The 18,201-nt window shown below is 43.7% G+C and carries 18 protein-coding genes; 7 read left to right on the top strand and 11 right to left on the bottom strand.

Translation table 11 applies throughout. From position 1 onward, the window contains the following. Positions 1 to 86: 86 nt before the first annotated feature. From agaR to L3V43_RS12895, 7 genes are all read left to right on the top strand, one after another. Entirely contained in the window at positions 87 to 857 is a 771-nt protein-coding gene (agaR, locus tag L3V43_RS12925) for a transcriptional repressor AgaR (RefSeq protein WP_102057735.1), read from the top strand. A gap of 11 nt (positions 858 to 868) precedes the next feature. Beyond that, on the top strand, positions 869 to 2,158 hold the full coding sequence (locus L3V43_RS12920; protein ID WP_102057734.1) for a D-tagatose-bisphosphate aldolase, class II, non-catalytic subunit: 1,290 nt from the start codon (positions 869 to 871) through the stop codon (positions 2,156 to 2,158). Beyond that, on the top strand, positions 2,155 to 3,273 hold the full coding sequence (locus L3V43_RS12915) for an SIS domain-containing protein (protein ID WP_102057733.1): 1,119 nt from the start codon (positions 2,155 to 2,157) through the stop codon (positions 3,271 to 3,273). The genes L3V43_RS12920 and L3V43_RS12915 overlap by 4 nt, the downstream gene beginning before the upstream one ends. Continuing rightward, complete coding sequence (locus L3V43_RS12910) at positions 3,270 to 4,178, top strand: ROK family protein (protein ID WP_102057732.1); 909 nt, start codon at positions 3,270 to 3,272, stop codon at positions 4,176 to 4,178. The genes L3V43_RS12915 and L3V43_RS12910 overlap by 4 nt, the downstream gene beginning before the upstream one ends. Continuing rightward, positions 4,171 to 5,322, top strand: coding sequence for an N-acetylglucosamine-6-phosphate deacetylase (gene nagA / locus L3V43_RS12905; RefSeq protein WP_237116756.1), 1,152 nt, complete (start codon positions 4,171 to 4,173; stop codon positions 5,320 to 5,322). Before L3V43_RS12910 ends, nagA begins: the two co-directional genes overlap by 8 nt. A gap of 224 nt (positions 5,323 to 5,546) precedes the next feature. After that, on the top strand, positions 5,547 to 7,634 hold the full coding sequence (gene fusA, locus L3V43_RS12900) for an elongation factor G (RefSeq protein WP_095728810.1): 2,088 nt from the start codon (positions 5,547 to 5,549) through the stop codon (positions 7,632 to 7,634). A gap of 244 nt (positions 7,635 to 7,878) precedes the next feature. After that, positions 7,879 to 8,268 carry a hypothetical protein gene (locus tag L3V43_RS12895; protein WP_102057730.1) on the top strand — a complete coding sequence of 130 codons (390 nt, stop codon included), beginning with the start codon at positions 7,879 to 7,881 and terminating at the stop codon, positions 8,266 to 8,268. A gap of 47 nt (positions 8,269 to 8,315) precedes the next feature. Here the strand turns inward: L3V43_RS12895 and hemB are convergent, their stop codons facing one another. The 11 genes from hemB to L3V43_RS12840 all read right to left on the bottom strand — a co-directional run bounded on the left by hemB (position 8,316) and on the right by L3V43_RS12840 (position 18,022). Next, entirely contained in the window at positions 8,316 to 9,326 is a 1,011-nt protein-coding gene (gene hemB, locus L3V43_RS12890; protein WP_235368362.1) for a porphobilinogen synthase, read from the bottom strand. Position 9,327: 1 nt separating this feature from the next. After that, positions 9,328 to 11,166 carry a diguanylate cyclase gene (locus L3V43_RS12885; RefSeq protein WP_235368363.1) on the bottom strand — a complete coding sequence of 613 codons (1,839 nt, stop codon included), beginning with the start codon at positions 11,164 to 11,166 and terminating at the stop codon, positions 9,328 to 9,330. A gap of 8 nt (positions 11,167 to 11,174) precedes the next feature. Further along, positions 11,175 to 11,951: a TatD family hydrolase gene (locus L3V43_RS12880; protein ID WP_237116757.1), complete on the bottom strand. Its 777-nt coding sequence runs from the start codon at positions 11,949 to 11,951 to the stop codon at positions 11,175 to 11,177. Next, the gene (locus L3V43_RS12875; RefSeq protein ID WP_237116758.1) at positions 11,951 to 12,451 is read right to left on the bottom strand and encodes a hypothetical protein; all 501 of its coding nucleotides are present in this window, start codon (positions 12,449 to 12,451) and stop codon (positions 11,951 to 11,953) included. The genes L3V43_RS12880 and L3V43_RS12875 overlap by 1 nt, the downstream gene beginning before the upstream one ends. Next, the gene (gene tatC / locus L3V43_RS12870) at positions 12,448 to 13,191 is read right to left on the bottom strand and encodes a twin-arginine translocase subunit TatC (RefSeq protein WP_010606880.1); all 744 of its coding nucleotides are present in this window, start codon (positions 13,189 to 13,191) and stop codon (positions 12,448 to 12,450) included. The genes L3V43_RS12875 and tatC overlap by 4 nt, the downstream gene beginning before the upstream one ends. 111 nt (positions 13,192 to 13,302) lie before the next feature. Next, a complete protein-coding gene (gene tatB / locus L3V43_RS12865; RefSeq protein ID WP_010606879.1) occupies positions 13,303 to 13,614 on the bottom strand; it encodes a Sec-independent protein translocase protein TatB in 312 nt (103 codons plus the stop codon). Positions 13,615 to 13,620: 6 nt separating this feature from the next. Further along, a complete protein-coding gene (tatA, locus tag L3V43_RS12860; RefSeq protein ID WP_010376470.1) occupies positions 13,621 to 13,857 on the bottom strand; it encodes a Sec-independent protein translocase subunit TatA in 237 nt (78 codons plus the stop codon). 60 nt (positions 13,858 to 13,917) lie between these two features. Next, positions 13,918 to 15,522 carry a ubiquinone biosynthesis regulatory protein kinase UbiB gene (gene ubiB / locus L3V43_RS12855; RefSeq protein WP_237116759.1) on the bottom strand — a complete coding sequence of 535 codons (1,605 nt, stop codon included), beginning with the start codon at positions 15,520 to 15,522 and terminating at the stop codon, positions 13,918 to 13,920. 1 nt (position 15,523) lies between these two features. Next, on the bottom strand, positions 15,524 to 16,138 hold the full coding sequence (locus tag L3V43_RS12850; protein ID WP_174170244.1) for an SCP2 sterol-binding domain-containing protein: 615 nt from the start codon (positions 16,136 to 16,138) through the stop codon (positions 15,524 to 15,526). Positions 16,139 to 16,146: 8 nt separating this feature from the next. Continuing rightward, the gene (gene ubiE, locus L3V43_RS12845; RefSeq protein ID WP_102057723.1) at positions 16,147 to 16,902 is read right to left on the bottom strand and encodes a bifunctional demethylmenaquinone methyltransferase/2-methoxy-6-polyprenyl-1,4-benzoquinol methylase UbiE; all 756 of its coding nucleotides are present in this window, start codon (positions 16,900 to 16,902) and stop codon (positions 16,147 to 16,149) included. Positions 16,903 to 17,020: 118 nt separating this feature from the next. Next, positions 17,021 to 18,022: a GGDEF domain-containing protein gene (locus L3V43_RS12840; protein ID WP_237116760.1), complete on the bottom strand. Its 1,002-nt coding sequence runs from the start codon at positions 18,020 to 18,022 to the stop codon at positions 17,021 to 17,023. Between the last annotated feature and the right edge of the window lie 179 nt (positions 18,023 to 18,201).

Genomic DNA, 18,201 nt, shown 5'->3' with positions numbered 1-18,201 from the left:
TTTGTTTTTGTTTAAAGTTAAAAAAATAAATTGAAAGCAAGTGAAAGCTGTGTAGACTAAATTTAACCAAAACGAAAGGAGGTGTCATGCTGAACACCATCGAAAGACGCCACGAAATCGTTCAACTCGTTGGTCAAACGGAACGAGTAGAAGTATCTGAGCTGGCAGAACAATTTGGTGTATCAACCGTGACGATCAGAAATGATCTCAATGCCCTGCATGAAAAAGGTTTGTTGGTTCGCTCTCATGGTGGTGCCGTTGCGAGTTCTAGGTTAACCAAAGAGCTCACCATAACGGAAAAGCACGATCATCATCACCAAGTGAAAGTCGAGCTTGCAAAGTTGGTGGCGGGCCTTATAGGCAATGATGAGTCTATAATTCTGGACTCTGGAACCACCACTGAAGAGGTTGCGAAGCAACTTACCGAGCATCAACAGCTAGTGGTGATGACCAATGGTCTTAACGTGGCGCAAGCGCTCGTTGCAGCCGATGGCGTTGAAGTGTTGATGACTGGAGGCTCACTGCGTAAAAAGTCGCTGTCGTTTTATGGCAGCCATGCAGAAGATCAGCTAAAGCAATATCACTTTGACCGTCTGGTGCTCGGTGTTGATGGGTTCTCCGTTGATGTTGGTGTAACAACACACTTTGAACCGGAAGCTGCGCTTAACCGCGAGATGTGTAAGGTTGCAAAGCAAGTCATAGTGGTGACGGACTCCAGTAAATTCGATCGTAAAGGTGTACACCGTATTATCGCCTGCGAAGAAATTGACGTTTTGGTTACGGACAGTGGTATTCCAGCTGATGTTCATCAGCAATTGGTTGCCGCCGGAATTGAGGTACATTTAATAACGTCTTAAGAGGTGATCATATGCGGCGTTTTCAAGCCCTAATCGAAGCCAATAAATCAGGGAAAAACTCAGGCATTTATGCCATTTGCTCAGCTCACCCTTGGGTGCTAGAAGCGTCGATAAGATATGCCAAGCAGGAAAATACGCTGCTATTAATTGAAGCCACGGCCAATCAGGTTAATCAATTTGGCGGTTACACCGGGATGCGTCCCGCGGATTTTATTGCCAAAGTCGAAGAGATGGCCGACGAGCTTGGTTTTGATAAGCAGTTACTGATTTTTGGTGGTGATCACTTAGGACCAGTCTGTTGGACGAGTGAAAATAGCCAAGCCGCAATGGCCAAAGCGTGTGACTTAGTCGCTGAATACGTGAAGGCTGGTTTTAAGAAAATTCACTTAGATGCCAGCATGCCCTGTGCTGACGATCCTGACGTGTTAAGCGATGATATTGTAGCTAATCGCGCTGCTTTGTTGTGTCAAACAGCGGAAGCAGCCGCGATTGCGACGTTTGGTCGTAGTGATATTGTTTATGTGATTGGTACTGAAGTTCCCCCTCCAGGTGGCGCTGATGAACAGATTGACAGTCTACAACCGACCAGCCAAGTTGCTGCGCAAGAAACCCTAGCTTGCCATCGTGAACTCTTTGCAAATAAAGGGTTAGCGGATGCTTGGCAACGCGTGGTTGCAATGGTGGTGCAGCCGGGTGTTGAGTTTGATAACACCCAAGTTTTTGACTACAAATCGAATGAAGCGAGTGCATTAAAAGATTTTATTCGTACCGTTGACCGTATTGCTTTCGAAGCGCATTCGACAGATTATCAAACTGCAGCCGCTTATCAGTCGTTGGTTGCTGATCACTTTGCCATTTTGAAAGTCGGGCCTGAATTGACCTTTGCGCTGCGCGAGGGATTATTCGCGCTTCACCATATTGAAAAGCAATTACTACCCTATGTTCATAGTCAGTTTGTTGAGGTGGTGGACGAGGTCATGCTGGCAGAGCCTACGAGTTGGCAGCGTTTTTATCACGGCGAATCACAGCAACTCCGTTTCTTGCGTCAATTTAGCTTTAGCGACCGTATTCGCTATTACTGGCATCAAGATGCGGTGCAAAAGGCGTTAGCAACTATGCTCGAAAACCTAGCGCAGCAGACCTTATCATTGCCGCTTATCAGCCAATATTTTCCAGAGCTATATCAACAAGTACGCCGTGGTGAAATAGCAAGGGATGCCAAAGCGTTAGTGATTGCCAAAATTCAACGTGTTGTGGCTCGCTATTCAAATGCGTGTTTTGCCATGGAGAAAGCGTCATGAACACTTTGCTAGGACACGAAATTGCGCAATTAAAAACACGAAATGCCTATTGGACAGCAAAAGAGATCACCCAGCAGCCACAGATGTGGCAAGAAACCGCTCAATTAGTCGCGAGCATAAAGCCTAAGCTTTTGGTGGAGTTAGCTCCTCTTCTAGATGACCCTGATACTCAGGTTATTTTGACGGGGGCGGGTACATCCGCTTATATCGGTGACGCTATCGCCACTCATCTTAATGCACACATGCGCCAAAGTGTGCGGGCAGTGAGCACAACTGATTTAGTTGCTGCACCACGACAATACCTAGCGACGGATAAACCTTGTTTATTAGTATCTTTTGCTCGCTCTGGTAATAGTCCAGAAAGTGTGGCGGCCGTAGAGTTGGTAACACAGCTGGTTAGTAACAGCCAGCACCTTTTTATCACCTGCAACCGTGATGGAAAGTTGCATCAAGCAGCGCTGCAGACAAGCAATGCAACAAGTATATTGCTACCGGAACCTACGCTTGACCAAAGTTTTGCAATGACGAGTAGCTATTCGTCAATGATGGTTGCAGCGCTACAACTTTTTGCAGTGGATGACGGCTCCGTGGATAAGTTGATCAATGCAGCGCAAAGCATGTTAGCTGCGGCAGAGCAGCAAAATATCCGTGCATTTGCACAACAACCATTTGAGCGTTTGGTGTACCTAGGCTCTGGCTGTTTGTTGGGATTTGCAAAGGAAGCTGCGTTAAAAATGCTTGAGTTATCGGCAGGCCAAGTAATGAGCGTGAGCGAGTCACCGCTTGGGTTCCGTCATGGTCCAAAATCACTTATCAATAGCAAAACTGTCGTGGTATGTTTTATCTCAAGTGATGGTTATACCAGCTTGTACGATCAGGATTTAGTTGCTGAATTGCAGCGTGACGGTACAGCCATGACGGTGCATTCACTTTGTCCTAAAGTGCCACCACTAGAAGATGTGTGGCAAGGATTACTGTATATGTTGTTTGCACAGCAGTTAAGTTTCTATAAAGCGCTGAATCTCGGTATTTCACCGGACAATCCTTGCCCGTCGGGGGAAGTGAATAGAGTCGTACAGGGCGTAGTCATTCATCCATTTGGGAGTGAAGTATGATTTATGGAGTGGATGTTGGCGGGAGCAAAATTGAAATTGCGGTGTTTGATGAAAAGCTACAACGCTTAGAGTCTTGGCGTGTGGCGACACCAAAGCACAGTTATGAGGCGTTTTTGGCGCAAATCGTCACTTTGGTGCAGCAAGCCGATGACAAATATGGTTGTAAAGGACAGGTTGGTATTGGTATGCCGGGGATAGTAAATGCGCAGCAGCGCGTGCTATCAGCAAATGTCCCTTGCGCCAATGGTAAAGAAGTTAAGGCTGATCTCGTTGCAAAACTGGAACGGCCCATCGCGGTTGAAAATGACTGCCGTTGCTTTGCGTTATCAGAGGCCAGTCTTGGAGCCGGTAAGCAATATCAAAAGGTCTTTGGGGCAATAATAGGCACCGGTGCTGGAGGCGGCTTTTGCATTGATGGTGCGTTGTATAAAAGTGCCCAAGGGATAGCCGGTGAATATGGCCACCATCCGCTTTCTGCGGTGTTACAGCAAAAATATCACCTGCCTATTTTAGCGTGTGGCTGTGGGTTGCAAGGGTGTTTAGAGCGCTATGTCGCAGGACCAGGGCTTGCCGGTTTGTATCAACATTTCACTACGCGGAAGCGTTCCTCAGAACAAGTTATCACAGCGATGCGGGCTGGAGAAAGTGAAGCAATCCATGCGTTTAATTGCTATATGGATCTGTTGGGCTCGGCGTTTGCAAATTTAATCAAAGCATATGACCCTGAAGTTATCGTGCTTGGCGGTGGCATGTCGCTTATCGATGAACTTGTAGAGGCGCTCCCAAAAGCCATCGAACCTCATGTATTTTCAGCGGTGTCAGTACCAGATATTGTTAGAGCCAAGCATGGTGATGCAAGTGGTGCATTAGGCGCGGCCCTATTAGGGAGCAAAGTGCATGCTTGAACAGCTTCGTTATATTCGGCCCCGTCGTATCTATACCCCTACCAGCGTCTTTGAAGCGCACGTTGCGGTAATAAAAGGTGAGCGTTTTCACGCTATTATTCCAGCGGCGGAAGCGCCTGATAATACCGAATGTTATTCTAATTTAGATATGTGGCCTGGGTTAATTGATTTGCATATTCATGGCCGAGAGGGGTGCGATGTTATTGATGGCAAACTCTCCAGTATAGAAACTATTAGCACCTCGTTGCTCAAACATGGCGTCACTGGCTTTTTGGCTACCACGGTGACGACTACGTGGCCACAAACTATTGCCGCGATGAAGGTTATTGGAGCCGCCTATAAGCAAAAGATGCCAGGTGCTCAGGTGCTAGGCGGGTATAGTGAGGGCTTGTTTTTTAGCGAGAAACACAAAGGTGCCCATAACGAAGCTTTCTTTAAGCCGCTAGATGAAGCCTTAATTGATGAAATGATTAGCGCGGCTGATGGTGCGCTTAAAGCAGTGGCGCTTGCGCCAGAAAAGGCTAATGGCGTAAAGATGACACAGTACCTAAGTAAACATGGGGTGCGAGTGATGCTAGGTCATTGTGATGCGGATTTTGCGCAAACCAATGCCGCTTTGGCACATGGTGCCTGCGGCGGGGTCCACGTGTTTAACGGCATGCGCGGCATTCATCACCGTGAACCGGGCTGTGCTGGTGCGTTGTTACTTGATAGCCAAGCCTTGGTGGAAGTGATTGCCGACGGTATTCATTTGCACCCTGCGATTTTACAGTTGATCTACCGCCTAAAAGGTCAGCATAAGGTGGCCTTGATCAGTGATTGTATTAATGCTGGTGGCCTTAAAGATGGTGAATATCAATTGGGTGAAATGCCAGTTGTGGTCAAGGATGGCGTGGCGAAAACTCACAGCGGCAGTTTGGCCGGCAGTACACTAACACTTGAAAAAGCAGTGAAGAATTTAGCAGAATTGGCCAATATTCCGCTTCTAGAGGCCATCAATATGGCAAGTTTAGTACCCGCAACTTATTTAAATATGGACAATGAACTTGGTAGCATTGAAGTGGGTAAAATAGCGCATTTTTCTTTGCTAGATGATGCCTTCCAAGTCCAGCATGCCAACTTGTTCGGAAAGCAGATATTTTAAACAAAAACCCAAGCTCACCGCCCTGAAATTGACAAAATACAATGGAATTTTCTTAAATACAGCGGCCTAGCAGTAAGCGATACGGTAAAAATGGGTCACAAAGTTTCGCATTAGAAACTTTTTCGCGAATTGATTGCATTTTAGACGACTTCAAGGATGATGTTCGCTACAAGAGGTGATATACTCCCGCCGAATAATTTTTCTACTTTAAATAGAGTAAAACAATGGCAGATTTATCGAAATACAGAAACATTGGTATTTTCGCGCACGTTGATGCGGGTAAAACTACCACCACTGAGCGTATTCTAAAGCTTACTGGTAAAATCCACAAAACTGGTGAAGTACACGACGGTGAGTCTACTACTGACTTCATGGAGCAGGAAGCTGAGCGTGGTATTACAATCCAATCAGCAGCGGTAACTTGTGAGTGGAAAGGCCACCGTTTAAACGTTATCGATACTCCTGGACACGTTGACTTCACAGTAGAAGTATACCGTTCACTAAAAGTACTTGATGGTGGTATCGGTGTATTCTGTGGTTCTGGTGGTGTTGAACCACAATCAGAAACTAACTGGCGTTATGCGAACGAATCAGAAGTTGCTCGTTGTATCTTCGTAAACAAACTAGACCGTATGGGTGCAGACTTCTACCGCGTAGTTGATCAAGTTGAGAAAGTACTTGGTGCTAACCCACTAGTGATGACGCTTCCAATTGGTATCGAAGACCAATTCTGTGGTGTTGTAGACGTACTTGAGAAGAAAGCATACGTTTGGGATGACACAGGTCTTCCTGAAAACTACGAAGTACAAGACGTTCCTGCAGACATGGTAGACAAAGTTGAAGAATACCATGAAATGCTAGTTGAGTCTGCTGTTGAGCAAGACGACGACCTAATGGAAGCATACATGGAAGGTGAAGTACCTTCTATCGAACAAATCAAAGCGTGTATCCGTAAAGGTACTCGTGATCTTGCGTTCTTCCCAACTTTCTGTGGTTCAGCGTTCAAAAACAAAGGTATGCAACTTGTACTAGACGCTGTTGTAGATTACCTACCTTCTCCTACAGAAGTTGAGCCTCAGCCACTAACAGATCCTGAAACAGGTGAGCCTACTGGTGAAGTAGCAACTGTTGACGCTGATGCGCCACTTAAAGCGCTTGCGTTCAAAATCATGGACGACCGTTTCGGTGCGCTTACGTTCATCCGTATCTACGCTGGTCGCATGAAGAAAGGTGACACTATCCTTAACTCTGCAACTGGTAAAACAGAGCGTATCGGCCGTATGGTTGAGATGCAAGCGGACGAGCGTACTGAACTTACTGAAGCACAAGCGGGTGACATCATCGCTGTTGTTGGTATGAAGAACGTTCAAACAGGTCACACGCTATGTGATCCTAAGCACGAGTGTACACTTGAAGCGATGATCTTCCCTGATCCAGTAATCTCAATCGCTGTTGCACCTAAAGATAAAGGTGGTAACGAGAAGATGGGTATCGCGATCGGTAAGATGGTTGCAGAAGATCCTTCATTCCAAGTTGAGACTGATGAAGATTCAGGTGAAACTATCCTTAAAGGTATGGGTGAGCTTCACCTAGACATTAAGGTAGATATCCTTAAGCGTACATACGGTGTAGACCTAATCGTTGGTCAGCCTCAGGTTGCTTACCGTGAAACTATCACACAAGAAGTTGAAGATAGCTACACGCATAAGAAACAGTCTGGTGGTTCTGGTCAGTTCGGTAAGATTGACTACCGTATCAAGCCTGGTGAAGTTGGTTCTGGCTTTACGTTCAAGTCTACAGTTGTTGGTGGTAACGTTCCTAAGGAATTCTGGCCAGCAGTTGAGAAAGGCTTCAAGTCAATGATGGACGAAGGTGTACTAGCGGGCTTCCCAGTACTAGACGTTGAAGTTGAGCTATTCGACGGTGGTTTCCACGCAGTTGACTCGTCAGCAATCGCGTTCGAAATCGCTGCTAAAGGCGCATTCCGTCAGTCTATCCCTAAAGCGGGTGCACAACTTCTTGAGCCAATCATGAAAGTTGACGTGTTCACGCCAGAAGACAACGTAGGTGACGTAATCGGTGACCTTAACCGTCGTCGCGGTATGATCAAAGACCAAGAAGCCGGCGCAATGGGCGTTCGTATCAAGGGTGAAGTACCACTATCTGAAATGTTCGGATACATCGGTCACCTACGTACTATCACGTCTGGTCGTGGTCAGTTCTCAATGGAATTCTCACACTATGCACCATGTCCAGCAAACGTTGCTGACGCGGTAATCGCAGCTGAGAAAGAGAAAAAAGCAGCTAAGTAATTAACTACTTATTTTGCATAAAAAGGTCGCCTTTGGCGGCCTTTTTTATTTTTAAATTCAATGCGTTACTGCGTTAATGCCCTGTCTAAAAGTCGTCACGATTATTTCATGTTTTATTAATTTTAAAGTTCTTGCTTTAGGAACATTGGCACTTTATCATTAGCTTTTCTTCAATAAATTGGGTCACGTTATTGCGTCGAGGGCTCAAATTTGATTGTGGTTGGGTAAATAAAGGAGATACTCAATGAGAACCCTAGAGTTGGAAATAAACTGGCTTTTCTACGTGCTTACTTTGTCGTTGATCTGGCTTGGTAATGAGCTGTTTTCTATCTTGGCTATTCCCTCATCATTATTGCAAATAGTTACATTAATTTTACTGTTGTTTACTCTAACAACATTGGCACTATCATTAACTGGAAAGCGTTTTCTTCATATAGATAAAGCGGGAGTTAGCTATAACTTTTTTGGTAAGACTCATTATATCCATGCGGAACATATTCAGGCGATTAGGTTACGCTCCTTAGGTGTTTTAAGTATCCCAGAAGTGTATCTTGATGACGGTCGTATTATTCGCTTCTTTAGTTGGAAAATGAATGGTGATGAGCTTTTAAAAGCAGAAAGCTTGATTAGGTAAGTTGAAGCTGTGCAGGTGAAAATTTCACCTGCTCCAAATAATGACGTTTACTTCTCGTTAAGCCAAATAGCAGCTTGCTTTGCAAAGTAAGTCAAAATACCATCTGCACCAGCACGCTTAAATGCTAGGAGAGACTCCAGTACAACAGGCTTCTCAGCCAACCAGCCGTTATCAATTGCAGCCTTATGCATCGCATATTCACCACTGACTTGATAAGCGAATGTTGGTACTCCAAACTCATCTTTAACGCGTCTGACAACATCTAGATATGGCATACCTGGTTTTACCATCACCATATCAGCACCTTCTTGTAAGTCCAAAGCCACTTCACGTAATGCTTCGTCAGAATTAGCAGGATCCATTTGATAGGTTTTCTTGTCTGCACCTTTAAGGTTGCCCGCAGAGCCAATCGCGTCGCGGAAAGGGCCATAATAACTCGATGCATACTTGGCAGAGTAGGCCATAATACGAGTATGGATAAAGCCGCACTCTTCAAGTGCTTCACGAACAGCGCCAATTCGGCCATCCATCATATCGGAAGGGGCGACGATATCGGCACCTGCCTCTGCATGCGAAAGCGCTTGTTTGACTAGTACTTCCACGGTTTCTTCATTCATGACATAACCATCTTCATCTAAGATACCGTCTTGACCGTGCACTGTGAATGGGTCTAGTGCAACATCAGTGATCACACCGAGCTCGGGACATGCTGCTTTGATTGCACGGATGGCTTTTTGTGCAATTCCTTCTGGATTGTATGCCTCTTCAGCGAGCAATGTTTTTTGCTCTGCTGGTGTTACCGGGAACAAGGCGACAGCAGGAATACCTAGCTCTACTAATTGTTTGGCTTCCTCAACTAATAGATCAATAGATAAACGCTCAATACCTGGCATAGATGGGATCGCTTCACGTTTAGACTCACCATCAAGCACAAACACTGGATAGATTAAATCGTTAACCGTTAGCGTACTTTCGCTCATTAGACGTCTTGAAAAATCATCGCGGCGCATTCTACGCATACGAGTAAGGGGGAAAAGATCGAGTCCTGATTGAGCCACGTTAGTTCTCCTGGTTAGGTTTGAAAGTAACAACGCGATTACGGCCTTGTTGTTTTGCTTGATACAAGGCTTTGTCTGCATTGTCCGTATAAAGTTGTGGGTTATGCGGATCGCAAACCACAGCGCTGTATATACCAGCGCTAGTAGTCATATTTAATGTGTTTTCCCCAAGTTTGATATTGAGCTCTTGGGTTGCGATTCTTAATCGCTCAGCTACTTCACGTGCGCCATCTTCAGCTGTATTTGGGAGAAGTAAAATGAACTCTTCACCGCCATAACGGAACACTTCGTCATGCGGTCGCCGTAAGTGTGACTTAATTAAATTGGCAAATTCGCAAATAGCCTGATCACCAGCCAAGTGGCCATATTTATCGTTAATTTTTTTGAAGTGATCGATATCAAAAATGACGAGGCTCAGTACTGTCTGCTCCCGTCTTGAGCGTCGTACTTCCATTTGTAAGCGCTTATCGAAGTAACGACGATTTTTCACTTTAGTGAGTGGGTCTTCCATGTTCATCCGTTCTAGTTCTCGATTTTTATCTTCGAGTTCTCGTAACGTGACTTGTAGCTCAAAAGTGCGCTCCTCAATATTGGATTCTAAATCATATTGTGCTTGTTCTTGGAGTTTGAGCTTCTCTTTTAATAAGGCATCTTCAGCTTGGGTATGCGCCAATCGTTGTTGTTGCTTAACCAGTTTTTCGTCTCTTTGAAAAATGTAAAGGCGTACTAGTAAATAGCTGAGTAAAGTCGCTTCTATCGCAAAAATACCAAAGTACCCCAAGTGATTTAAAAAGCTTCCAGACTGAACACCGAGTTCAACTGTAAATGGGTAGCTGATCACAATAAAGTGGCAAAGTGCAATCGCAATTAAGATATTGCGGTTTTTATCGCTAAATCGGGTAAGTATGTAGATAAGTATTAGTGCGATAATAAAACTGATACTTTGAGCTAATAAAAGTGACTGAGAAACTGGCAGAAAAGCGGTTATTACGAACAAACTCACTATGACCGCAATGATTCTCTTACGTGTAAGCAGAGGGTGAGCGAGTAACCTTCTTTCTGCGCAATAACTAGCAGTAGGCAACAGTAGTATACTGAGCAGCAAAGTCATGACACCTTGGCCATACTGCTGGAACCACTGCCAAGTAGAATACAAGTAGCGGTAGCCAAAGCCATAAATATGAGCGTTAAATAGCCAGATTATAGCGATGAATAAAGTTGCGCATAGAAAGTAACTTCTTTTGGTAACAAAATAAAGTGTGGCATTAGTTAAAGCGAGTGCTAATACAAAGCCTGCTAAAATCCCAAAAATAAGATTAAATTTACTCTTAAATTGAAGGTATTCGTTAGGCTCCCAGATAGCAATAGGTGCATTGAACACACCATCATCATTGATTTGCAAATATAAATGGCTTTGCGTTTGTGGCTGTAGCTCAAGTGGAATGACTAACGACTCATATTTAAGTGGTCGTCTTATCAGTGGTAGCGCATCACCCATATCAAGAGTAAATATAGGATGGTTTGGTTTAACATGATAAGCAGTCACCGCATCAATGAGGTTATTGTTTATACTGACTAACACCGGTGTGAGAGCATTATTCGCGTTGTGTATTGTAATCTTTAACCATAAAAATTTCTCAACAGGTCGGAGGCCTTTTGGAACTTGAATGCTTTCATGCCATTCGGCTGGGGCTGCAAGCAATTTAGCTAAAGAGGCGTCTTCACTCAGTGTATAACTTAACTTTATTTGGTGCTCTACCTTAAATGACTCAGAAATAGTCACAGTAGAAAATGCGGCGGAGCTGAATAACAATAAAAGTAAAGATAACACAATGCGCATTATTGGTTTTACCTCACAAACAATTGTTTAAAATTGGTAGTGGTTGTGGATATAACTTCTGAAACGGGACATTGTTTTAAGCGTGCTATTTGCTCAGCTACATAGGATAAGTACATTGGTTCATTGCGGCGAGATTTAGGCTTTGGGTTAATTGTTCTTGGTAGTAGGTACGGCGCGTCTGTTTCCAAAAGTAAACGGTCAAGAGGTATGTATTGAATGAGCTCTTGCAGCGTTGTGCCTCTACGTTCATCGCAAACCCAGCCTGTGATGCCAATCATTAGTCCGTAATCTAAGTAATGGCGCAGTGCGGTACGGTCACCAGTAAAACAGTGTAGTACTCCTTGAACTTTAACTTCTTGCAGTAGCGCAAATAGCGCATCGTGCGCATCTCTTTCATGTAGATACACTGGGTAGTTAATAGCTTCTGCTAGCTGCAGTTGCGTCAAGCACACGTTTTGTTGTATTGGCCTTGGTGAAAAGTCGCGATTAAAGTCCAAGCCACATTCACCAACAGCAATAGCCTTGTTGCTACTTTTTAAAAGAGTGAGTAGGTCATCGTAGAGCGTGTCAGGTGCATCTTTGGCATCGTGTGGGTGGACACCTGCTGTACAATAAAGTTGGTATTGCTCAGCGAGTGAAATACTTTGCTCGCTGCTTGTTAAATCGCAGCCAATTGCTAGCATAGATTCTATGCCTGCTTTTTTGGCTCTAGTAATTACCTCGGCCAAGTCGGATGAAAATTGCGAGCTGGTGAGGTTTACACCAGCATCGATCATCTTGTCCATTAGTTAACTCGTTTAACTCGTGTTGTGCGGTTTGAACCCGCTTTTTTCATCAAAAATGAGCCGAAAGAAGCACGCTCAATAATTAATGTGTCGCCCTCGTTGGCAAAAAAGGTCTCTGATGAAACTTGTCGCCATACTTGGTCATTGTCTAGAGTGAAGACCATTTTATTACGGCCTTGGGTAGAGATTTTAACTAGTTTAGCCGTAATTTCTTCGATTTCTTCGCTTGCCGCTTTAACTTTATACTCTAAGCCAAAACCATCTTCTTTCGACTCTATTTTTTCAACGCTTCGCGTTTCACTTACCTTATTTTTACTTGCGATTGCTTTGCCAGACTGCGCTTCAGTAATTGGTTTATTTGCAATCACATTGTCATAGCACATGAGCCGCTTAAAATCATTCTCAATCAGGGTACAAGCTTGTAGAGCCTGTGTATTGATCGGCTTTGCAGCGCAAAGAGAGGTAAAGCCAACTGCAAACAGTATCATGGTTTTTTTCATTCTTCTGACTCCTGTTGTTGTGGTTTAGTGCTATAAAATCTGGCTAGAATGAGCCCCAACTCAAACAAGAGTAGCATAGGTAGTGCCAATAAAGTTTGAGATAGAACATCAGGGGGGGTTAAAAACATTGCGATGACAAAAGCACCAACGACAACATAAGGCCGTTTCTCTTTTAAACTCGCAGGGGTTGTCATACCACTCCAACATATAAGCATGATGGCAACGGGAATTTCAAAGGCGATGCCAAAAGCAAAAAATAGCTTCAGGATAAAGCCAAGATAACTGCTAATATCTGGTGATAATGTCATCATCTCCGGTCCCACACTGGTAAAAAAACCGAGAATGATAGGCATGACAACAAAGTAGCAAAAGGCAATCCCGCCATAAAATAGTAGTACACTAGAAAGTAATATCGGTATAAGCATCCGCTTTTCATGCTTATATAAGCCTGGTGCGATGAAGCCCCACACTTGATGTAAAATAAATGGCACTGCAGCGAATAACGACACGAATAATGTTAGTTTAAAGGGGGCAAAAAACGGTGCTGTAACATCTGTTGCGATCATTGTTGTATTGCTAGGCAAGCTATTTACTAGCGGCGCCGCAACAAACGCATAGATATCATTGGCGAAATACACCAAGGAAACAAAGATAACGAAAACGCTCATTAACGCTCTCATTAAGCGGTTTCTTAACTCAACAAGGTGAGCTATAAATCCACTCTGGGCTGATTCTGTCATGTAACTTGACTCGTACGAATATAATGTCAATTGGATAAGAGAAAAGGTACTGCTTGGATGTCTAAATATCCAAAACTAGAACCCATTCTAACTATCTAACTGGTAGATTGATTAGTCTTTATTTTTATTATTTTCGGTTGATTTATAAGAATGTCTGACTGATTCAGCCGCTTCCTGTAATTCTTGAACGGATTGCTTGAGTTCGGGGGCCAAATCTTGCATTCCCTGTTGTTCCGCTTTCTTTAAATTATTATGTAGTTCGTGAACGCGTAACTCTTCACTTACTTCAGCTTTGACTGAATTAGCGACAGACTTTACCGTTTTTATCCATCTCGCTACGGTGCGGATTGCAACGGGAAGACGTTCAGGGCCAAGTACAATTAGACCGACGATAAGAACGACCACTAACTCCCACATACCCATGTTGAATTACACCTTATCTTTTTCTTTCTCTGATACAGGTTGTGCTTGCTCAGTTGTTGTATTTTTTAACTTTTCTGGCTCAGAGTCGGTCGCAGTTTGCTCATCCGATACCGCCTTTTTAAAGCCTTTAACTGCACCGCCTAAATCACTACCAATACCGCGTAGTTTTTTAGTTCCAAATAACAAAACAATGATGGCTAAAATAATAAGTAATTGCCAAATACTGATCCCACCGAATCCCATAATAACTCCATTGATACTTACTGCTTATGAATAATGATTATACGCCTAGCGAGCAAAAAATCACCCTGTTTTACGCCATGCGCCAATAAATACTAGCACGGCAATAATCGCAAGTAGGCTACTTGCGACAGGTTTGTCAAAAATAAAGCTCAATCCCGATATTATTGCAAAACTACTCGCTGCTAAGCCTAACAACAGCGGCTTTGTAGCAGTATCAGCTTTTTGTGTGACAGGTAGAGGTGGGCGGCGCTTGAGATTTTGATAAATCAAATCTGGCAGTTCAGGCATTTTTTCAGCCCAAAATGGTAAGTTTGCATATAGCTTTTTCGCCACCGCGAAAGGGCCTACTTGCTCTTGTACCCAATGCTCTAGAAATGGTTTTGCTGTTTTCCACAGATCTAACTGCGGATAAAGCTGACGCCCTAGACCTTCTACATACAGCAGGGTTTTTTGCAATAATACTAATTGTGGTTGCACTTCCATGTTGAAGCGCCTTGCCGTGTTAAACAAATTCACTAGCACATGGCCAAAAGAGATTTCTGCAAGCGGCTTGTTAAAAATAGGTTCGCATACGGTGCGAATGGCAAACTCAAACTCTTCTACGCAGGTATCTGCAGGAACCCAGCCAGAGTCCACATGAAGCTGTGCCACCTGACGATAATCACGATTAAAAAAGGCGATAAAGTTTTCGGCCAAATACCTTTTATCTTCACGGTTTAAGGTGCCGACTATGCCGCAATCTATGCCAATGTACTTAGGGTTATGAGGATTTTCACGAGCGACAAAAATATTGCCAGGATGCATATCTGCATGGAAAAAACTGTCACGGAAGACCTGTGTGAAAAAGACTTCCACGCCGCGCTCGGCCAGCAATTTCATATTGGTGCCTTGCGCCAACAAGGCTTCGGTGTCTGAAACCGGAATACCGTAGATGCGTTCCATCACCAGCACGTTTTTACGTGAATAATCACTATATACCTCAGGGATATACAGTGAATCTGAGTCTTCAAAGTTGCGTCTGAGTTGAATTGCGTTCGCGCCTTCTCGCATCAAGTCTAGCTCGTCGAGTAAGGTTTTTTTGTATTCCCTAACAACTTCCACTGGGCGCAGACGTTTTCCTTCGCTGAGTAAATTGACAACGATTTTAGCGAAACGCTCCATTAAAGAGAGATCGGCATGGATTTGTTTTTCGATATCGGGACGAATAACTTTGATCACGACATCCTTCAGATCTTCTTTGTGTTGTAGCTTGGCAGCATGCACTTGCGCTATCGAGGCTGAAGCCAGCGGTTTTGATTCAAATTCAGCAAAGTATTCATGAATATCGTCGATTTCTAGCGCTTGTTCAATGAGCTGTTGTGCCATCGCGGGGTCAAATGGTTGAACTTGATCCTGCAAAAATGCAAGTTCTTCGGCAATGTCTGGTGGCAGTAAATCTCGACGGGTCGAAAGCATCTGGCCGAACTTGATCCATACCGGCCCCAATGTTTGTAGCGCCAGGCGCAGACGAGTGCCTATTGGTTTGTCTTTATGTTTGTTGCGCAGCCAAAACAAACTCGCTCGAGCGAGTTTACCATACCAAGGCTGCTTATGCGCAGGGACGATTTCGTCTAAACCATAGGTTAAAAATGTTTTGGTGATCTGATGCAAGCGAAGTAAAGACAACCTAATTTCCTTTGTTTTGCTGAAGTAATGCGCTGAGGCGTTGATTTAAACTTTCGACTTGATTGTTTAGGGTTCTCACTTGCTGCTTAAACTGTTGAAACTCGAGCGGATGGGGTGCAACTTTCAACTCATCTTGAAATAACCCAGTTAGTGTTGCCTTGGCTACCTGCCCATCTTGCTTTGCGCGATGTGCTAACTTATGAAAGGTATCTACGGCAACTTGTGCGGGTGCATCACCGACATATTTGGCGAGGTGCTCCGCCCAATCAATATCAAGTGTTGCCAACGCACTACTATATAGTTGTGCTAGTGCCAAATCCCCTTCAAGATCGAGCTTATCTTGACGAATAAGCGCAGTAAGTTGGCTTGGATCTTTGAGCTCAAGCAAGGTTGGTAAATCGGCACTAATAGAACAATCGGCTTCGCCATCAAAAGGGCATAGAACGTGAATGTTAATGCCTGTGTAAGTAATAGCTAAACAAGTATTTTGATCTCGAATATCAACACTGAGCACTTTGTGTTGGCCTTTACTTAGCACATGCTTTAGCTCAGGTGAGAGTTTAAGACCTTTGTTTAAAGCCGTCTCAAGTACGGCGCCAAGTAATGAAGCTAACACAGCAACTCCTAGAATTTAAAGCCGCGATGAAGGGCGACGATGCCTCCGGTCATGTTTTGGTAGTCAGTTTGTTCAAAACCGGCTTCATCCATCATGGATTTTAGCGTTTCTTGATCTGGGTGCATGCGAATAGACTCTGCAAGGTAGCGATAAGACTCACTGTCATTTGCAACTAATTTGCCCATGGCTGGGAGTAGTGTAAATGAATACATATCATACAACTTTGCCAGCGCCTCGTTATCTGTCTTTGAAAATTCAAGTACCAGTAAACGTCCACCTGGTTTTAGCACTCTGTACATTGAGCGCAATGCTTTATCTTTATCAGTTACGTTGCGTAAACCAAAGGCAATAGTAATGACATCAAAAGTATTATCGTCAAAAGGCAGCATTTCTGCGTTCATTTGAACGTATTCAATATTGCCAACAAGTCCCGAGTCGCGTAATTTTTCGCGGCCGACTTTAAGCATTGAGTCGTTAATATCGCCTAAAACAACCTGTCCTTTATCACCAACTAATTCGCTAAATCTTGCGGTTAAATCACCCGTACCGCCAGCAAGATCAAGTACTTTGTGACCAGCGCGTACACCTGAGCAGGCAATAGTTTGACGCTTCCACAAACGATGGATACCGAATGACATCAGATCATTCATGATGTCGTATTTTGCAGCTACAGAATGAAATACGTCTGCAACCATAGAGGCTTTTTCGTCGGTCTCGACTGTTTTGTATCCAAAGTGGGTAGTATTGTCTTGTGACTCTTTCATGTGGGTTCCATCATTACTCTGCAACTATGCTTGCTAGTGTACTTGATTGGTAGCCGTAGGTGCAATTTCTTATCCGTGTTGTATTGTTGAAAATGCAAACAAAAGAGGATATTGCGGATCAGTAACTAATATAACAGTGTTGGCCGAGAGAATGTGCCTTCTGTGCAGCGTAACCTGCGCGTTTTGCCAACATATTAAAGTCTTGCTCTGGTGCAAGTTGGGCTATTCCAAGGGCCAGAGAGACATTGGGTAGTGGAATTTTTCCTTTCGCGCTGACAAACTTTAATCGTTCAACACCTTTACGCACTTTTTCCGCGATAACACTCGCGGTATCTAAATCTACATCAGCAAGGATAACCGTAAATTCTTTTTTACCTGTGCGACCAGGTAAGCCGCTTTCAACGACATAACGTTTGATATTATTGGCGATACGATTAAGCACAACTTCACCCACAACGTCACCAAACCGCGTTGAAAACTCGTCAAGGTTATCAACTTGGATAGAAAGCGCACAGACAGATTTTTGCTGTGATTGCCATAGGGACACTTTTTGATGAAGATAGTGACGCTTATAAAGACCCGTTTGTGGGTCTAACAAGTGTTGTTTACGTAAGTCGAGTAGTAACTTTTGATTATGTTCATAATCTAAACGCGATTTTATTAACGCTTGTTTAAATTGTTTGTGCTGTTTTAGCAATAGCTCAGTTTGTTTGGTGAGTGTTGATAGTGCGCGCTTACTCTTTTGAATGTTGTGTTCATCTAAATTATGCACACATTGACTGACTTGTTGGGCAAAGCGAATAACCTGCTTTTGTGAGGTTTCTGCATTTTCGTGTAATTCAGTCACCAAAGAATCAACACCTTCAAGCAATTCAGATTGTGTTTTTTGTCCTTGATCTAGAAACTGATAGTAGAGTTGCTCAATGAATACACAGTCTATTTTTGTGTGCGCTTTGATGGCTTTGTTGATGGCACAGTCGAGATCTTTGTTCGTGGCGCTAATATGGGTATAAGCAACCTGATAATTTAAAGGCGTGGGCGGCAAATGATGTTGCTCTAAAAACAGGCACACCTGTGTCATTTTTTCTTGGGCAACAGCCATGGGATCATGGAACATCATTTCATTTACCACAACAATTAATTATCAAACGTTAATGAACTACCACCAACTCCATCGGTGTAACTCTTGTCCTAATTGCACTAGACCTACATTAATCTGTATCGTCCGAATTTAAAAGTAAAAAATTTGTCTTTGAAATAGAAAATTTACATTTTTTTGTTGAATTGCTGATTTTCTCA

The sequence above is a fragment of the Pseudoalteromonas sp. L23 genome (assembly GCF_021728455.1).
Lineage (GTDB): Bacteria > Pseudomonadota > Gammaproteobacteria > Enterobacterales > Alteromonadaceae > Pseudoalteromonas.
This window is presented reverse-complemented; position numbering and strand designations above follow the sequence as displayed.